13 protein-coding genes are annotated in these 16,425 nt (G+C 39.0%); 3 read left to right on the top strand and 10 right to left on the bottom strand.

All coding sequences use genetic code 11. The features are described 5' to 3' along the window. Positions 1-15 precede the first annotated feature (15 nt). From PL8927_RS16365 to purD, 4 genes are all read right to left on the bottom strand, one after another. Positions 16-1,935 (bottom strand): N-acetylmuramoyl-L-alanine amidase, encoded by a 1,920-nt coding sequence (locus tag PL8927_RS16365; protein ID WP_197047446.1) that lies wholly within the window; start codon positions 1,933-1,935, stop codon positions 16-18. Between the two features lie 230 nt (positions 1,936-2,165). Next, positions 2,166-3,848: a mechanosensitive ion channel family protein gene (locus tag PL8927_RS16360; protein ID WP_083623577.1), complete on the bottom strand. Its 1,683-nt coding sequence runs from the start codon at positions 3,846-3,848 to the stop codon at positions 2,166-2,168. Positions 3,849-3,900: 52 nt separating this feature from the next. Beyond that, positions 3,901-6,111 carry an ATP-binding protein gene (locus tag PL8927_RS16355; protein WP_083623738.1) on the bottom strand — a complete coding sequence of 737 codons (2,211 nt, stop codon included), beginning with the start codon at positions 6,109-6,111 and terminating at the stop codon, positions 3,901-3,903. A 366-nt stretch (positions 6,112-6,477) separates the two neighbouring features. Then, a complete protein-coding gene (purD, locus tag PL8927_RS16350; protein WP_083623574.1) occupies positions 6,478-7,743 on the bottom strand; it encodes a phosphoribosylamine--glycine ligase in 1,266 nt (421 codons plus the stop codon). Positions 7,744-7,996: 253 nt separating this feature from the next. Between purD and PL8927_RS16345 the strand changes: the two genes are divergently transcribed. Continuing rightward, complete coding sequence (locus PL8927_RS16345; RefSeq protein ID WP_083623571.1) at positions 7,997-8,515, top strand: KGK domain-containing protein; 519 nt, start codon at positions 7,997-7,999, stop codon at positions 8,513-8,515. 76 nt (positions 8,516-8,591) lie between these two features. On the opposite strand, the gene PL8927_RS16340 is transcribed toward PL8927_RS16345, so the two are convergent. The 6 genes from PL8927_RS16340 to PL8927_RS16315 all read right to left on the bottom strand — a co-directional run bounded on the left by PL8927_RS16340 (position 8,592) and on the right by PL8927_RS16315 (position 13,873). Beyond that, positions 8,592-9,563 (bottom strand): o-succinylbenzoate synthase, encoded by a 972-nt coding sequence (locus PL8927_RS16340; protein WP_083623569.1) that lies wholly within the window; start codon positions 9,561-9,563, stop codon positions 8,592-8,594. Then, positions 9,560-10,369, bottom strand: coding sequence for a 2-succinyl-6-hydroxy-2,4-cyclohexadiene-1-carboxylate synthase (gene menH, locus PL8927_RS16335; RefSeq protein ID WP_083623568.1), 810 nt, complete (start codon positions 10,367-10,369; stop codon positions 9,560-9,562). Before menH ends, PL8927_RS16340 begins: the two co-directional genes overlap by 4 nt. Positions 10,370-10,397: 28 nt before the next feature. Beyond that, positions 10,398-10,586, bottom strand: coding sequence for a hypothetical protein (locus tag PL8927_RS16330; RefSeq protein ID WP_083623566.1), 189 nt, complete (start codon positions 10,584-10,586; stop codon positions 10,398-10,400). Between the two features lie 208 nt (positions 10,587-10,794). Further along, positions 10,795-11,505: a M15 family metallopeptidase gene (locus tag PL8927_RS16325; protein WP_231506040.1), complete on the bottom strand. Its 711-nt coding sequence runs from the start codon at positions 11,503-11,505 to the stop codon at positions 10,795-10,797. A 101-nt stretch (positions 11,506-11,606) separates the two neighbouring features. Beyond that, entirely contained in the window at positions 11,607-12,902 is a 1,296-nt protein-coding gene (purB, locus tag PL8927_RS16320; RefSeq protein ID WP_083623563.1) for an adenylosuccinate lyase, read from the bottom strand. 269 nt (positions 12,903-13,171) lie between these two features. Beyond that, positions 13,172-13,873 (bottom strand): Uma2 family endonuclease, encoded by a 702-nt coding sequence (locus PL8927_RS16315; RefSeq protein ID WP_083623561.1) that lies wholly within the window; start codon positions 13,871-13,873, stop codon positions 13,172-13,174. Between the two features lie 87 nt (positions 13,874-13,960). Between PL8927_RS16315 and PL8927_RS16310 the strand changes: the two genes are divergently transcribed. Both PL8927_RS16310 and PL8927_RS16305 read left to right on the top strand, forming a co-directional pair. Then, the gene (locus PL8927_RS16310; RefSeq protein ID WP_231506039.1) at positions 13,961-15,460 is read left to right on the top strand and encodes a DNA methyltransferase; all 1,500 of its coding nucleotides are present in this window, start codon (positions 13,961-13,963) and stop codon (positions 15,458-15,460) included. Next, positions 15,457-16,413, top strand: coding sequence for an AvaI/BsoBI family type II restriction endonuclease (locus tag PL8927_RS16305; protein ID WP_083623558.1), 957 nt, complete (start codon positions 15,457-15,459; stop codon positions 16,411-16,413). The genes PL8927_RS16310 and PL8927_RS16305 overlap by 4 nt, the downstream gene beginning before the upstream one ends. Positions 16,414-16,425: the final 12 nt, after the last annotated feature.

Here is a 16,425-nt window from a genome sequence, read left to right as displayed (position 1 = left end):
TTACTTTTATATCGGTTAGTTACCTCGCAAATATTGAAGAATCCCTTGGGCGATCGCTTGAGCCATGCGACTCCTTTGGGCTGGATCAGCTAACATATAAGCATCATAATTATTACTCACGAACCCCGTTTCCACTAACACCGAAGGCATAGAAGTATTTCGTAGTACATAAAAACGCGCTTGTTTAACCCCTCGATTAGGCAGGTTTGAAAAACTGCTCATAATATTATTTTGAATATATTGAGCCAGACGAGAACCACTGCTATAGTAAAACGTTTCAATCCCACTCGCCGCCGCATTGGTCGCTGCATTCGCGTGAATACTGACAAACAACGTCGCATTCATGCGATTCGCCATATCCACACGCGGTTCTAACTCAACGGTGCGATCATCCAAACGAGTCATCACCGCTTGTACTCCATTTTGTTGCAAAATCTGAGCCACCTGTTGAGAAATCGACAACACTACATCTTTTTCTCGGAGTCCTCCCACCCCCACAGCACCCGCATCACTTCCGCCATGTCCAGGATCAATAATCACCACCACCCGACTATTGGGAAGGGGATTGTTTGAGGGTGGAGTCGCTGAACGCGGTGGAAACGGTAACGGATTTGTATTAGTTCGCGGGAGATTAGAACGAGGCGGAAAGGGTGATGGATTGGTATTCGTTCTGGGAGGAAGGGGTCTAGGATTGGGAGTCGGAACCGTCGCCACGGGGGTACGCCCTGAAGGAGTAACGCCTAATCCCTCTCCGACAAAAGGTAAAGCCAATTGTTGAGGACTACTTTGGCTAATTTGTCCGACTTCAATCCGAGTTGCAGGCTTAATTAATAGGGTAAAGGTTTCTGGGTCTTCCCGACGTAACCTCGTCCAAATAATCGGACTTCCTACCTGTCGTTGGGGTAGGGATACGCCCTCAGCCAAGCCCGCCGAGAAAAACGTAATACTATAAGACTGGGTTTCCGCATCCCAACCACTACTATAGTTCAGGGGTTGATCCGCTTGGATGAGAAGCTGTTGGTTACGGATTTCAACGGATTTAACCGTAGCAAACCCGGCCGACAGTTGAACCGCCGGAGGTGTCCCTCCTTGGGGCCAAACCGCCACGCCTCCGGCCGCGGCTCTGGCTTGCCAATTTTGATTTCGCTTCGGGGTACTCATCGTTACCCGAACCACTGGGGGGGTGCTGGAGAGTTGAGTAACTTGAGTAATACTGACTCCATCTCGATTCACCTGTTTTCCCGCAGTGCTTGAACGAGTGGCTAAGGTTGCACCGAGGATGTCTAAGGTCATCCAACTGCGATCTTGACTTTGTTTAAATTCAATATTGGGCATTCTGCCTGTGGTGTGTAGCACAATGCCCCCCTCTCGAACTTCCACCTGTGCCAAGGTCGTTTGAGCTTGATTGGGAATAGAACGATTAACCGTCTGTTGGGGAATTGGAGACTGGGAGGGGACGGGAGGGCGAGGTGTGGTAGCGACAGGATTGGGCCGTGGTACAGGATTAGGCCGTGCTACAGGGTTAGGTGTGCCAATCGCTTGAGGGGAAGGCAGTTGTACCGTCCACTGACTGGGAGAAATCCCCCGAAATTGTACCCCTTGAGGATCGAGGGTATAACCATTAGCCAATTCCACCACAATCCGGGCGGTTTGGTTATCCACCTGACCGACTCGAATTTCCCGAATCGCTCCCCCAACGGCCTGTTGACGGGTAACACCGCCTAAACTGGTTCCGGGTAAGTCAATCACTAAGCGGGTGGGATTGGACAGGAGTTGAGCTTTCGGTTGTACTCCGCTATCTGTTGTAAAGGTCAAGCGGTTTTGAGCCGTTTCAAATTGCCAAGATTGCAGTCTTGCTGCTTGGGCGGGAGAGGTCAGGATAAAAAAGCTCGTTAAACTGGGTAGTAACCAACGCAAAAATAGAGTTTTTCCCATTCGTGACACGCTAAGAACCTGAATTAATAATTGAACCTGGGTCAAGGTTTTACACTCCCACAGCCACACCAAATCGGGATTGTCTTCGCTGTCGTCAGTTGTTGGCGAACAGTCGGAAGCTCGAATCCTCACACCGTCTGAAAAACGCTGATTTGTCCCACTGGGACAGAATCAACAAAGCGAGTGAATCATATCATAGTTTAGCGATCGCAAGTTTTATTTACAGCCTTTTATTGATTGATTCGGTGAGAATTTGTGAATTGAATGTTTTGCTGGGGAATACCAATGGAAATATTATTTTGATCAAAGGCAATTTTTAAACGGCGTCGATATTCTCGTGCGACCGGCCATTGTTGTAGAGGTTGAGTTTTAATAAAAATCCGAATTCCGATTCCGGTATGATTAAGTTCATCGACTCCCAATACAGTTGGCGGTTCTAAAATATAGAAACTCCAGTCGGGGTCTTGATTCATCGTTTGAGCCACTTCATTAACGACTTGAATCGCTTGATCAACATCGGTATAATAATCCACATTTAGAGTTAAATCTACCTGTGACCAACCATTAGAAAGATTTTCAACGCTGGTAATAATTCGGTTAGGGACAGTAATTAAATTCCCGTTTGTATTTCGCAGTTGAGTAATTCTTAAATTCATATTCTCCACTTTACCTGAGAGTTGACCAATGGTAATCACATCTCCCACTGCAAATTGGTCATCAATTAGAATAAATACCCCAGTAAGAATATCTTTAATTAAATCATTGAACATAATTGATAAAGCCAAACTAATTAACCCCCCTGCGGCTAAAATACTGGCAGAATTGACCTTTAAAACCGCCAAAATTGTAATAATCCAAATGATCAACCAAACCACAATAGCAATACTTTTTAAAGTTTGAGCTAAGGTGTAAGCTCGTAAAGAACTGCGACGAGAAACATCAGGATTAACAATAAAAAAAGACGAATCTTCTAAGGCGGTCATAAACCGATCAATAAACAGAAGGGTTAAGCGATTAGAAAAATAGATAAAAATTGTGATAATTAATAAAATATTAATTGTTCTTAAGATTAATTGATAATAGCGAGTTTGAGGAAACAAGCCTAAAATAATAAAAAAAGCCGTGTAAACGATGATAATTTTTAAGATTTGCAAAGCTTGGCGTTGAAATGTATTCCAATTAATTTGCTTCTTGATCTCAATAAATTCTTGATTTGATTGCTCCGAATTAACATCGGTAATCGGTTTGGGTTTATCATCATTTAAAGGATGGGATGGAATATTTTCTGAGAGAATTTCCCATTTTTTCTTTAATTGTTTTTGCCGATAGGAAACTAAAGCTATTGCTATGGAAATTCCCAATAGCAGAGAAAAAGCCATGGCAAATTTTTGTTTTAAAAAGTCAGAATGACGTTCTGATTTCGCTTGTAAAATTCCTTCTTTAATAATTGGAATTAATTCCGTTGCCTGACTTTCAGGATCAACCCCATCAATTTCGGCATCTAATGACGTAACACTCATAATTTCATAGGGTCTTTCTCGCTCTTTCCAAGAGGCATAAATTACAGGTAAATTATTTTTAATTTGATAAAAAACTTGTAAAGTATTGACATCCAAATTACTATTAACAATAAATAAAAGTCTATTTTCTATTTTTCTGATGCGGCGATTAATAGCAGGATTTCCATTTTCATCATCACTCACACGAGGTGCGGTAATTTGAAATAATTCCTGACCGTCTAATCTCACGGTTGCTTGAACAATTGCGGAATCTTGATCAGGAGTTAAAAAATTGTTTAAAGAATTAACGGGTGGAACTTGTCCTCCAGCTTTTGGTACAGTGATTAAACTCAGACTGAGAATCATTAAAATAATCAGGAAAATTACCTGATATTTAGATTTCAAAAAACGCATTTTAACTAATATTTTAATTTAACATTTAAGAAAAAAAAGTTTTTTCTTCTTACTATATTTTAGAAATGGAAATCGAAGGTTCTCCGATAAAAATATCATTGCTGAAAGCAAGAGATTGTGTTTCTTCCTGACACACAGCTAAATCGAACCAGAAAGTTGTTCCCACGCCCAACTCACTAATTAAATGGACTTGACTGCGATGTTTTTCAATAATATTTTTAACAATAGACAACCCTAATCCGGTTCCTTCTAAAGTATGAACTCGATTTTCTACCCGGAAAAACCGAGTAAACACAGCATCTTGATCTTCCGGCGCAATTCCCGTTCCTGTATCCGAAACTTCAGTGCGAATATAACGAGTTTTGGGTTGATTTTTAACTAAATGTAAATCAATGGGACGAGGCGGTGGCGGCGAAATAATCCAGCCCCCTTTTTCGATTTCTTCAACTTCTTGATTAATCTTGAGATCATTGTCTTCTAACAAATAAACCCGAATAATGACTCGTCCTCCTGAAGGAGTAAATTTTAGAGAATTTCCGACTAAATTCGTTACCACTTGCAACAATAAATCATAATGTCCTAAAACCCCAGGTAAATCGGGTTCTATTTCTCGACTGAGTTCAATCCCTTTATCCTTAGCATTCAGTTGATAGGTTCTCAAGGTTTGTTCCACAACTTGCGCCATATCAACGCCTTCAAAATGATAGATCCGGCAAGATTCTAACCGAGACAAATCTAACACATCATTAACTAAACGAGTTAAACGATCCGTCTCATGATTCGCCGTTGCTAAAAATTCCATGCGTTCTTCTTCCGTTAAATCTTCGCCATAATCATGCAAAGTTTCAATAAAAGATTTAATATTAAATAAAGGCGTTCTTAATTCATGGGAAACGTTACTAATAAATTGACTTTTAGCATCATTTAACTCCACTTCCCGCGTAATATCCTGAATCGTCATCGCAATCCCTTTTAAACTTTCCCGATAATTCCCTTCTTCGGTATGGGTTGCCATCAGTTCATAGTCATATAACGTACATTCTTGAACGTTAGGACGTTCCGATAATTCACAACTATTATCCGTATCATGAGTACAACTATGACACAAAGGTTCTGAACCCGGAGATTTATGTAATAAAACCGTTGTTACTAAAATCCGTAATGTTCGATTTGTCGGTTCTCCCAAAGAACAACGAAACTCGCCCCCCTCCAATGTTCCACTCGCAATTTTTTGTAAAGGTTGTGATAATTCTTCGGCTACCAATAGGGGTAAAAAGTTGAGAACATTATTACCAATCACCGTTGTCCCTTCCCAGCCAAATAGACGGCGGGCGGTAGGATTCACTAACATTAAATTCAGTTCGGCATCAATTAAAACTGCCCCATCAGCAATCGTTGAAACTAAGGTTTCTAACTTTGCTTTTTCGGCTGTTAGTTCTTCAAAATTTTGTTCTTCAAAACTTTCTAGGCGTTCCGCCATTTCATTAAAGCTATAAATTAATTCTCCTAATTCTCCTCCAAAGGGTAAATCCACCCGTTGATTAAAATTTCCCGCCGTAATATTTTTAACGCCTTGGACTAATTCTTTAATCGGTTGAGTAATGGTTAAGGCATTAAAAACCGCCCCTAAAATCACCATCACCCAAATCGAAACAAACACCGCTAATGTCACATCACGGGTTAAATTTGAGGAGACAACAACGGTAGGATTAGGATTAATTCCAATCGCTAAAATTCCTAAATAATTGCCATTGTGCATCATCGGAACAAAAACATCCGTCACTTCTCCGCCCGGTGTTAAATGCTGTCTTACCATCGGTAAATCAGCAAAATTTCCCGTCTCTACACTGGCTAAAAAATTATCCGGTAATTGCATCCGCCGACGCAAAGTTAAAGAATTTTGCACCGCCGAGTCAGAAAAGGGTAAACCGAGATAAATTTCCCCCTCTTGATCCGCATACAACATATAACGGACACTAGAGGTACTGGTGTAAAATTGACGAGAAAATCGCGCGACTTCATCCCGTTTTTCTTCAGCAATTAAAGGGGCAACATTGGCGGCTAAAAGTAACCCTAAATCTCGACCGTAACGAGTATCATTGAGACGAGCATCTTCTTGAATGGTATTAACCGCCCAAAAAGTTAAACTACTCATCAATAAGGAAACCACCAGAGTTGCTCCCGCCATTAACCGAGTTTGCAGGGTAAACTCTGACCACCATCTACCAATAATGTCACCGATTTTTTTGAGGACTCTCAGCATTTCAGGACGATTTCGGGGTTGAGGGTTAAGGGGCAAATCTGGGTTCATCGACGATACAGTAATGGTTCCTGATTTGTCGATTTGACATATTCGCCTGTTAACAGGCAGAATCTTGCCCCACTATAAAATTAAGTTTTGTTAACTATATATCTTAACAGGCGTTATCGGTAATCAGTCATCAGTCATCAGTCATCAGTTATCAGTGGGTCGGGGCGACGTATAAATCCGCCTAATGTCTGGCTATCTCCTGAAAGCCAGTTAAATCCGGTCGCTACAGACTCTAGCTTTGTAAGTGAATCAACTGTCTACTTCTTAACTGATAACTGAGTACGGGCGGGGTAACCCCGCCCCTACAACTGATAACTGTTAATGGTCAACCCTAAACCCAATATCCCGACGGTAATAGAGTCCTTCAAAGTTAATACAGTCAACGGCTTTGTAGGTTTGGGTGATGGCATCTTTGAAGCTAGACCCAATAGCCGTAACCCCTAAAACTCGTCCGCCATCGGTGAGAATTTGGCCGTCTTGGAGTTTGGTTCCCGCATGGAAGACAATGGCCCCAGATGCTTCAGCCTCTTGTATTCCGGTGATGACCTTGCCTTTTTGATAAGAACCTGGATAACCCCCAGAAGCTAAAACCACACAAACGGAAACCCCAGATTTCCAGGTCAGAGAAATTTGTTCTAAACGTTGTTCACAACAGGCGAGTAGAACTTCCTCTAAGGGAGTTTCTAATAACGCCAGCACCGCTTGGGTTTCCGGGTCGCCAAACCGACAGTTAAATTCCAAAACCTGAATTTCACCTTCTGGGGAAATCATTAACCCCGCATACACCACCCCGCAATAGTTAATTCCCCGTTGACGCAGGGTGGCTAAAGTAGGTTCTAAGACCTGCTGTTGCACACGGGACAGGAGTTCAGGAGGAACAATGGGAGTGGGAGCATAAGCACCCATGCCCCCCGTATTGGGGCCAGTATCCCCTTCTCCGGCTTGTTTATGGTCTTGGGCGGGAACTAAGGGGCGAATGGTTAGGCCGTCTGTGAGGGCGAGTACAGATGCTTCCTGTCCGCTTAAAAAGTCCTCCACCACAACCCGCAGGTTATCCTGGCCAAATTCTCCGGCGAAAATCGTATCAATGGCTTCATAGGCCATTTCAACGGTCGTCGCAACGGTGACACCCTTTCCGGCGGCTAACCCATCGGCTTTAACCACAATAGGGACGGTTTGAATATAGGCTTTAGCAGTGTCAGCATCGGTAAAGACAGCCGCTTTAGCAGTCGGAATTCCGGCGTCTTCCATGAAAGCTTTTGACCAAGCTTTACTGGCTTCGAGTTGCGCTCCGGCTTGGTTAGGGCCGAATACTTTAATATTGTGTTGTTGTAAATAGTCGGTAATTCCCAAAGCGAGGGGTAATTCTGGCCCCACGACAACTAAGGATATTCCCTGAGTTTCCACTAAATTTTTAATCCCTTCAAAATCTTCAACGGAAATCGGATAATTTTCACAGCCTTTGAGGGTAGCCGTCCCTCCATTCCCAGGGGTACAAAATACTTTTTCAACCTTGGGTGACTGGAGCAATGTCCAAGCGATGGCGTGTTCCCGTCCCCCATTTCCAACAATTAGAATTTTCACGGTTTTTTCTTCTCAAATTGATTAGCAGTTTTTGATTGTACAATTGTGGCGGTTGTTTTTACATCCGATTGAGGATTGCTATATTTTAACCTAAAAAGATAACCTGAAAAAATATCTACATGACTGTGTAGGGGCGAGGCGCGCCTCGCCCCTACGATGAATTGAATTTCAAGCAATTTCTACAACAGATTGAAATTTGCTATCTATAATTTAGTATAATCTTAGAACACATTTGCTTTTGAGATTAAGTCCCATGACTGATAATTTTTATCCTTTAACTTGTGATGACGATCTTTTATTGATTGATAAAGATACTTTTACTGTTGCTAGGTTTAAAGAATTTGTGATGGATTCTTTGAAAGACAAAATTTATAATGACCGGAGTTTTTCATCAGACCCAAGGTTTAAGATCTTATTTAATACTCTTAATAATTATAATTATATAATTGATAATAAAGTAAAGCTACAATTAACACAAAGTTCTTGGAGTAATGTTAGTGAGTCTGTTGAATGTAAATTATTGAGTTTAAGTTCTGGTAAAGGTTGGATTAGTGGTAAATTAATTATAAAAAGCACAGTTAATCTTTTTCCTGAAGACTATAAAAACTTTACTTATGATCCAAAATCTCCATCTTACCCAAAATCTGAAATTGAGATGGAATTACAATTTTGTCCTGACGAACCCGAACCATTAGAAACGTCACTCGAACAATTAGAAACCTCTGATTCTTGTCTGGATGAATTAAGACAACAACTACAAATTTATCAATAATAATAGAATTCGTTTCTCTCCTATAAATCTTTAGATTTTTCTCCCTTCCTTCGTGTCTTCGTGTCTTTGTGGTTCCTTAATATTCTATAAACCAATGATTAATTCCAAAGCCAACCGCACGATCATATAATAACAGTTCAGAAGCAAGTTTTAAAGCAGATTGTTGACCGATATCAGTTTCAAAAACAGAGGAAAAAACAGAATCAATTTGATTATTTTGACAAAAATTCTTAAGTTTTTTAGGAGAACCAAAAATAGCAGGTTTAATTACAAAAATATCTGACCATCCTTGCTGATAACAAGAGTTTAATTGTTGTAAATTAGCAACGGATTCATCTAAGGCGAGAGGAGTAGAATAGCGATCGCATAATTCTAACATTAAATCAAATTTAGAGATAGATAGAGGTTGTTCTAAAAATTCAATTTCAATTAACTCTTGATTAATATTAATTAAATCACAGATTTCTAACCAGCGTTGCGCTTGTTCAAAAGTTAACCCGCCATTCGCATCTAACCTGAAATAGATTTTTTGAGAAGGAGACAAAAACCCAGTTTCTTGAAGAAACCGAGTTTCTTGGTTAATTAACTGTTGAAAAATATTGATTTCTTCTGTAATATCATCAACGCCAATTTTCCATTTTAAAGTGTGATATCCTTGCTGAAATAAAGTTTTCCAAGCCGTTAATACCGTTTTTCCAGTGGGTAATAACCCGCTATAGTGAAGTTGAGATAAATCAACTGAGGGGTTAGGGTTTAACTGATTAAATGCAGATTCAAACCCAAATTGACAAGCGGGTAAATTATCGGGAATAGTGAAAATAGTTTCTATTGAAATAAAACTCGGAAGTTGTTGACAAAATGCGATCGCATCTTCTAAGGTTTCTGACCCAAACCAACTTAAAGGAGCAATTTCTCCCCAGCCAATATAACCCTTTTCATCGGTTAAATTTAAAATAATTCCGGTTCGTGTTTTCCAAATTCCGTGAGCCGTTTTAAGCGGAGTTTTAAACGCACGTTGATAGGGTTCAAATTGAAATTGATAGTTCATTGAGATAAAAATTTAATAATTACATTGATCCACGCTTGAGGATTTTCGATTAAAATATTATGACCACAATGGGGGATAATTTGCAACTGGGAAACGGAACATAATGTCTTGATTTCTTGATTAATCTGTTTAAATTTATGATCAAATTCCCCGACTAACAGCAATAAAGGAATTTGATTTGGTGATAACTTTTCCCAGAGGGAGGGTTGATTTCCGGTTCCTAAATAACGGAGGGATTTTGATAATTCCAGGGGATTATTCTTTAACCGATGAGCAAAAATTTGTTGAAATTCAGGATGATTTTTTAAGGTTTGAAACAGGGGTTGATGATACCACTGTTCTAAAAAAGTAGGGAAATCTAGGGTTTTTAGTTGTTCGGCTTTTTGAGTATCTGAAATCAACCGTTGTAACCGCTCTGACTCGGTTTTGAGTCCTGGGGAGGTGGATTCTAATATTACTTTTTTAAAATATTGGGGAAAATGTAGGGTTAAATATAGTCCTAATCTTCCCCCCATTGAATATCCCATTAAATAACATGGGGAAATCTTCAGAGAGTCTAAGACTTCTATTAACGCGGTTGCTGTTTCTGACATTGTATAATAACTATCTTCTCCTAATACTTGGGTTTGTCCATGTCCAGGGAGGTCAATAGTTAAACAGCAAAACTGGGGGAAAAGGGGGGAAATTCGGGTATTAAAATCTTGGCTATTTCCCAGAAATCCATGTAAAAATAAAATTAAAGGTTGATTTATATTGCCGTTTAGGGTATAATAAAATTGGTAATTTTTTAACCTTAAAAACGGCATAGGATTTCAATAAAATTCGATAAAGTTGTTAATCGAGTAGCCAATGTAAAAAGGGAATACAGGCGGCACAGAAGGCCATAAATCCAAATAACCCTAATAACATTCCAAAAAACAAAAATTCTTCTCCTTTTTGTTTAGCCAGTTTAACAATAAAATAGCTGTAACCGTAACAGGCGATAAAGAAAATAACGATAAATGCTGTGAAATAATACTGCATTGTGTTTTAGCTCAATTCAGGTTTAGCAACTTTTAAGTAGCTTTACTTATAATTATACTAATTTTTTTAAAAGTTGGGAGGAGTTGAAATAACTTGCAAGAATTTGTTTAAAAAACTTACTTAAACTTAGTATTTCGTTATTAGGTTGTGATTTGGGCGAGAAAACCTCGCCCCTACGTTTGTTAGAGATATTCATCCTTAATGGATGTTAACGAATATTTTCTAAGGGAATATCTAAAAGGCCGTATTGATCCCATCCTGGGGCATCAAAATGCCACCATTCTGTAATTAAGGAAATAAATCCTTGTTGTTTCATTTTAACAGCAAGTAAGTCACTATTACGACGAACTTGAGGGGAATTTCCGGGGTAATCTCTAGCGGCTTTGTCGGTAAAATCATCAAAGTCTGTTGGCATTTCTAACTCAGCGCCTGTGCGTAAATCAACTAAGGTTAAATCAACTGCCGCCCCTCGGTTATGGCGAGACCCTCTAGCGGGGTTTGCCACATAACGACTATCGGGTAAAATTTCCCACATTTGCCGAGTCACAGACAGGGGACGATAACAGTCATAAACTTTTAATCCTAACCCCATTTGTTCTAAATCTTGTTGTACTCTTGATAAGCGTTGGGCAACATCATAACGTAACAAACAACGAGGAACAGCATAGATTTTTTTGTTTAAAAAATTGTTGGTTGTGGCGTAGCGAATATCGAGACGAATATTCAGATTAACGCTTCTAATATCTACTAATTTTTCCGCTTCTGGAACTTGATTATAATCTTGAACCACGAGGGGAGGCGGGGAAGCAGAAGGAGCAGCAACAGGAGAGGTTAAATTTTGAGCATTAACAGGGTTAGAGTTGATACCCAAAATCAGGAATAAAAACAAGAATAATCGCATCATTTGTTTAAAAAACATAGGGTTAAAAATCAGGGTGATGTAAATAGTTAGAAACCGGGTTTCTGAAGGAAATAGATTAATTTTATTCCGCAAGTTAGGATCAAAAACCCGGTTTCTTTTTATATGTCTAACCGTTGATAGATTTGATCAAGGTTTTTCAAGTGCTGTTTAGGATCAAAACAAGTGTCTATTTCTTCAGGGGATAATTTAGCTTTGACTTGATCATTTTCCCTAATTAAAGCTTGAAAATCGCCATCGATTTTATTCCAAGCTGTGTGGGCGCAAGATTGTACAATTCTGTAGGCTTCTTCGCGGCTAATTCCTTTTTCAACTAAGGTTAATAACACACGCTGACTAAATACAACACCTCCATAAAGGTTCATATTGCGCTGCATATTTTCGGGATAAACTAACAGATTCTTGACTAAATCCGTGAGTTCAACTAACATGAAATGAGCTACTGTTGAGGAGTCGGGTAATATCATCCGTTCAACGCAACTATGGGAAATATCCCGTTCATGCCAAAGGGCAACATTTTCTAAGGCAGCAACGGCATTTCCCCGAATAATTCGCGCCATTCCGGTTAAGCGTTCACTGCGAATGGGGTTGCGTTTATGGGGCATTGCAGAAGACCCTTTTTGACCTTTAGCAAAAAATTCTTCTACTTCTAAAACATCCGTGCGTTGGAGGTTACGAATTTCGACCGCAAACCGTTCAATACTAGCGGCTAATAACGCTAAAGTTTGCACATATTCCGCATGAATATCACGCGAAATAACTTGGGTTGAAGCGGTATCGGGTTCGAGTCCTAAATTGCGACAAGCGATCGCTTCTACCCTCGGATCAACGTTAGCATAAGTTCCCACGGCCCCAGAAATTTTACCCACCGCCACGGTTTGACGCAAACGCACCAAACGTTCTCGGTTGCGACAAACTTCCGCCAACCATCCGGCTAATTTAAAGCCAAAGGTGATAGGTTCAGCGTGGATACCATGAGAACGGCCGATCATCACGGTATTTCGATGTTGTTGCGCTTGGTAACGAATGGCCTGACTTAAGGCTTCCGTGCGTTCTAACAACACATCCACACTGGCCACTAATTGCAGCGCTAAGGCCGTATCCAACACATCAGAACTGGTTAAGCCTAAATGAATGTAGCGTCCGGCATCCCCAACATATTCGTTAACATTGGTTAAAAAGGCAATCATGTCATGGCGGACTTCTGCCTCAATTTCCAGCACCCGCTTGATATCAAAATTTGCCTTAGCCTTAATTTCTTCAACGGCTTCCGATGGAATATATCCTAACTCTGCTTGCGCCTCACAGACGGCAATTTCTACTTGTAACCAAGTTTGCAGCTTGTAAGTCTCTGTCCACAAATTGCCCATTTCGGGCAAAGTATACCGTTCTATCATATTGCAGTTTAGATTTGATTGCTTTGATGTTAAAAGAGACGTTAATCGGTAAACAGTAGACTCTGAGACACTTTTAGCTCAATTTTCCCTCTGCGGTATCCGAGCGACGTCACTAACATCCCATTTAGCACAACTATCCTAGTTTAACTTTTGATGGAGATCAGCGATCGCAACCCTTAAAAAAGTTTTCAAATTATTGTAGAGACGTTGTATGCAACGTCTCTACGTTAGGAAATTAATTTTATTGGTAATAATTCCCCAAATTAATATTAATTGAGTTGATTGGGGTTAATCCCTAAACGTCGTAACTGTTCTTCCAGTTGTTGTATTCTTTGTTCGGCTAAACTGGTTTGATGTTGAGATTGTTGCAGACGTTCTTCGGCAGTTAAATAACGGTTTCCCTGTTGATTATACCAATATAACCAATCTCTGGTAATTCCTAAATGGGTTCCCCGTTCTCGACCAATTCCTAATTGCAATTCCGTTAACCAAACTCGTTCACCTGCTTGCAATTGGTATGTACCATTTTCGAGTTTATAAACTTCTAAAGGTGGTTTTCGTTTCCGTAAAGGATTATAAACCACATAATATAATGCCCCCATTTCTGCATAAAATAGTTTCTTTTTCGTATATTCTCCTCGGCGTTTGTGAGACACCACCTCAATAATGAGAATAGGGACTTCGTGTTCTTCCCAAAGGACATAACTCAAGCGTAAATCTTCATCAATAATTCGAGGAACTCCCACACTTAAAAACCCATCGGGAACAATAGCAGGTTGTTCAGGATCATAATAGATTCCCATATCAACCCCAAAAAACCAGTCCATACGTTCAGACCAAATAGAAGCGAGGAGGATTTTCAGCAGTCCAGGGATTAAATCTTGCAGTTCGTTATCCACAGGCGTATCATCAGAGTCGGGTAAATCTTCCGCAGAAGGTAAACAAAGACCAGGATTGTATTTTAATATCATTGTGGGGTAGGGGATTAAAAGTTAAGTGATATCTATTCATTATAAACTTGAGTTCCCAAAACTTGCCAGCTTAACTATTATTTAGGTTTGGCGATCGCTCTATTTTATGATATTATTATTAATCTTGATACTTATCCCGTGACTAATAAACCTGTGTTCCTAGAACAACCTTCTCAAAATTGTATAGACTCACAACCCTCTAGCCTCGATAAAATTACAGGTTTAGATAATCAACTTAAACAATATTTCTCAGAACAGTTATTTTTAAAGTCAGAACTAAATCGAACCTTAGTTAGTTTTCAAGCCAATAAAACTAAAGCTCTTTATCGTTGCTTTAAATATAAAGAAGCCTTCTCAGCCTCTCTAGTTGAATATTTGCTCAAAAAGTACAATATTAATCAGGGTAATATTTTAGATCCCTTTGCCGGAAGTGGAACAACTTTATGTGCTGCTAATTCTCAGGGAATTAACGCCGAAGGGATCGAGTTACTTCCCATTGGTCAAGAAATTATTAATACTAGAAAAATAATTGATTATGATTTAAGTTTAGAAGATTTAACCAGAATTCAATACTGGAAAGATCAAAAACCTTGGCTAAAAACAAAAGAGTTAGATCCTTTGCTCGAATTGAGAATTACAAAAGGTGCTTATCCTGAAGAAACAAAAGCATCTATTGAAAAATATAGAGGTGCTTTACTTCAAGAAAATGAACAGGTAAAAAGCCTATTACGTTTTGCCTTATTATGTGTATTAGAAGAAGTCAGTTATACTCGCAAAGATGGTCAATATTTACGATGGGATTATCGGTCAAACCATCAACAAGGTAAAACTCATTTTAATAAAGGAGAAATCCTTAACTTTGAAAAAGCTATTATTAATAAACTAGATGAAATTATCCAAGATATTCAGCCAACAAGTCAACAATTGGAACTGTTTTCTAGGAATTCAAATAAAGGAAATCTTAAACTCTATAACGGTTCATGTTTAGATATTCTCCCTAGCTTCCCTGAAAATATCTATGATGCGGTGATTACTTCTCCTCCTTATTGTAATCGTTATGACTATACTCGAACCTATGCGTTAGAATTGGCATTACTGGGTGTGCCTGAAAAAGAACTCGTGCAACTTCGACAACAGATGTTAAGTTGTACTGTTGAAAATAAAGCTAAAGATTTATTAAAAATCAATCCTGACTGGAAAACAGCAATTAATGTTACAGATAATCAAGATCTATTACAATCTATTTTAAATTACTTAGAGGAACAAAAAGCACAAGGGTTATTAAATAATAATGGAATTACTAGAATGATCAGAGGTTATTTTTATGAAATGGCTTGTGTGATTCAAGAGTGTGGTAGAGTCATGAAACCTGACACCTATCTAATTATGGTTAATGATAATGTTCGTTATGCAGGAATTAGTATTTCTGTGGATTTAATTCTCTCAAAAATTGCAGAAGATCTCGGATTTTCTGTTGAAAATATTTTAGTATTACCCAATGGTAAAGGAAACAGTAGCCAGCAAATGGGACTGCACGGACGAGAAGCTTTAAGAAAGTGTATTTATATTTGGAGAAAAGCCAAATGACACCAAACAAACCCTATCTTCAACATTTAACAAGCAGTGAGGATCTAATTACAGATTATCAAGCAACTCGCTCTGGTTTTGTGGCTTTAGCATTAGAAAAAAATCGGAGAGCAACCCCCTTTATTGAACAAGCAAGAACCCTCAAGCTATTTGCATCTCAAGCTAAAAATCCTACTGATCTTTTAGAAATTACAGATATACAACCTGCTTTAATCACAGCAGCAGGGTTATCTGATAAAGCTATAAAATACTTAGAAATTCAAGATAAAATAGATGCCATACAAGGATTAATCAAAAACTTTTTAGAACCTGCGGGGTCAAATTTTGTAGAAGAGTTGGTTTTTAGATTTTTATTAACACGAGGAGATACATTAGGAGGATCAATGCGGAATGCGGGTGGAATCTTAGCACAACGAAAGCTGATTCGCACCCTAATTTCTATATTAAGAATTTCAGGAAAATCTTATCGATGGCTACATTCTGCAACTAATCAATGGGTGCAAATGCTAGAAGATGATTCTGATATTGAGTTATATTTAAAAGGTCTAAGTTGGCAACATGAACTTGAACATCGTACTTTAATTTTTAATCGAAAAGTTACTTTAGTGGGTAATAATATAGATTTATGTTTATTAAATTGTACTCCAGAAGAACTGACTCAAAAAGAACAAATACCCGCCACTTATATTGCATTAGGAGAACTGAAAGGAGGAATTGATCCCGCAGGTGCAGATGAACATTGGAAAACAGCACGAACCGCATTACAACGTATTGTAATTGCATTTTCAAAAATAGAACTTAAACCCCATACTTTTTTTATTGGTGCAGCCATTGAAAAAAATATGGCTAGAGAAATTTGGCATCAACTTGAAACCGGAGTTTTAGAAAATACAGCAAATCTAACAAATGATCAACAAATGGCATCTATCTGTCGGTGGATCTGCCATCTTTAGGTTAAAAACTTA

The sequence above is a fragment of the Planktothrix serta PCC 8927 genome, from assembly GCF_900010725.2.
In the GTDB taxonomy this organism is placed as follows: Bacteria; Cyanobacteriota; Cyanobacteriia; order Cyanobacteriales; family Microcoleaceae; genus Planktothrix; species Planktothrix serta.
This window is presented reverse-complemented; position numbering and strand designations above follow the sequence as displayed.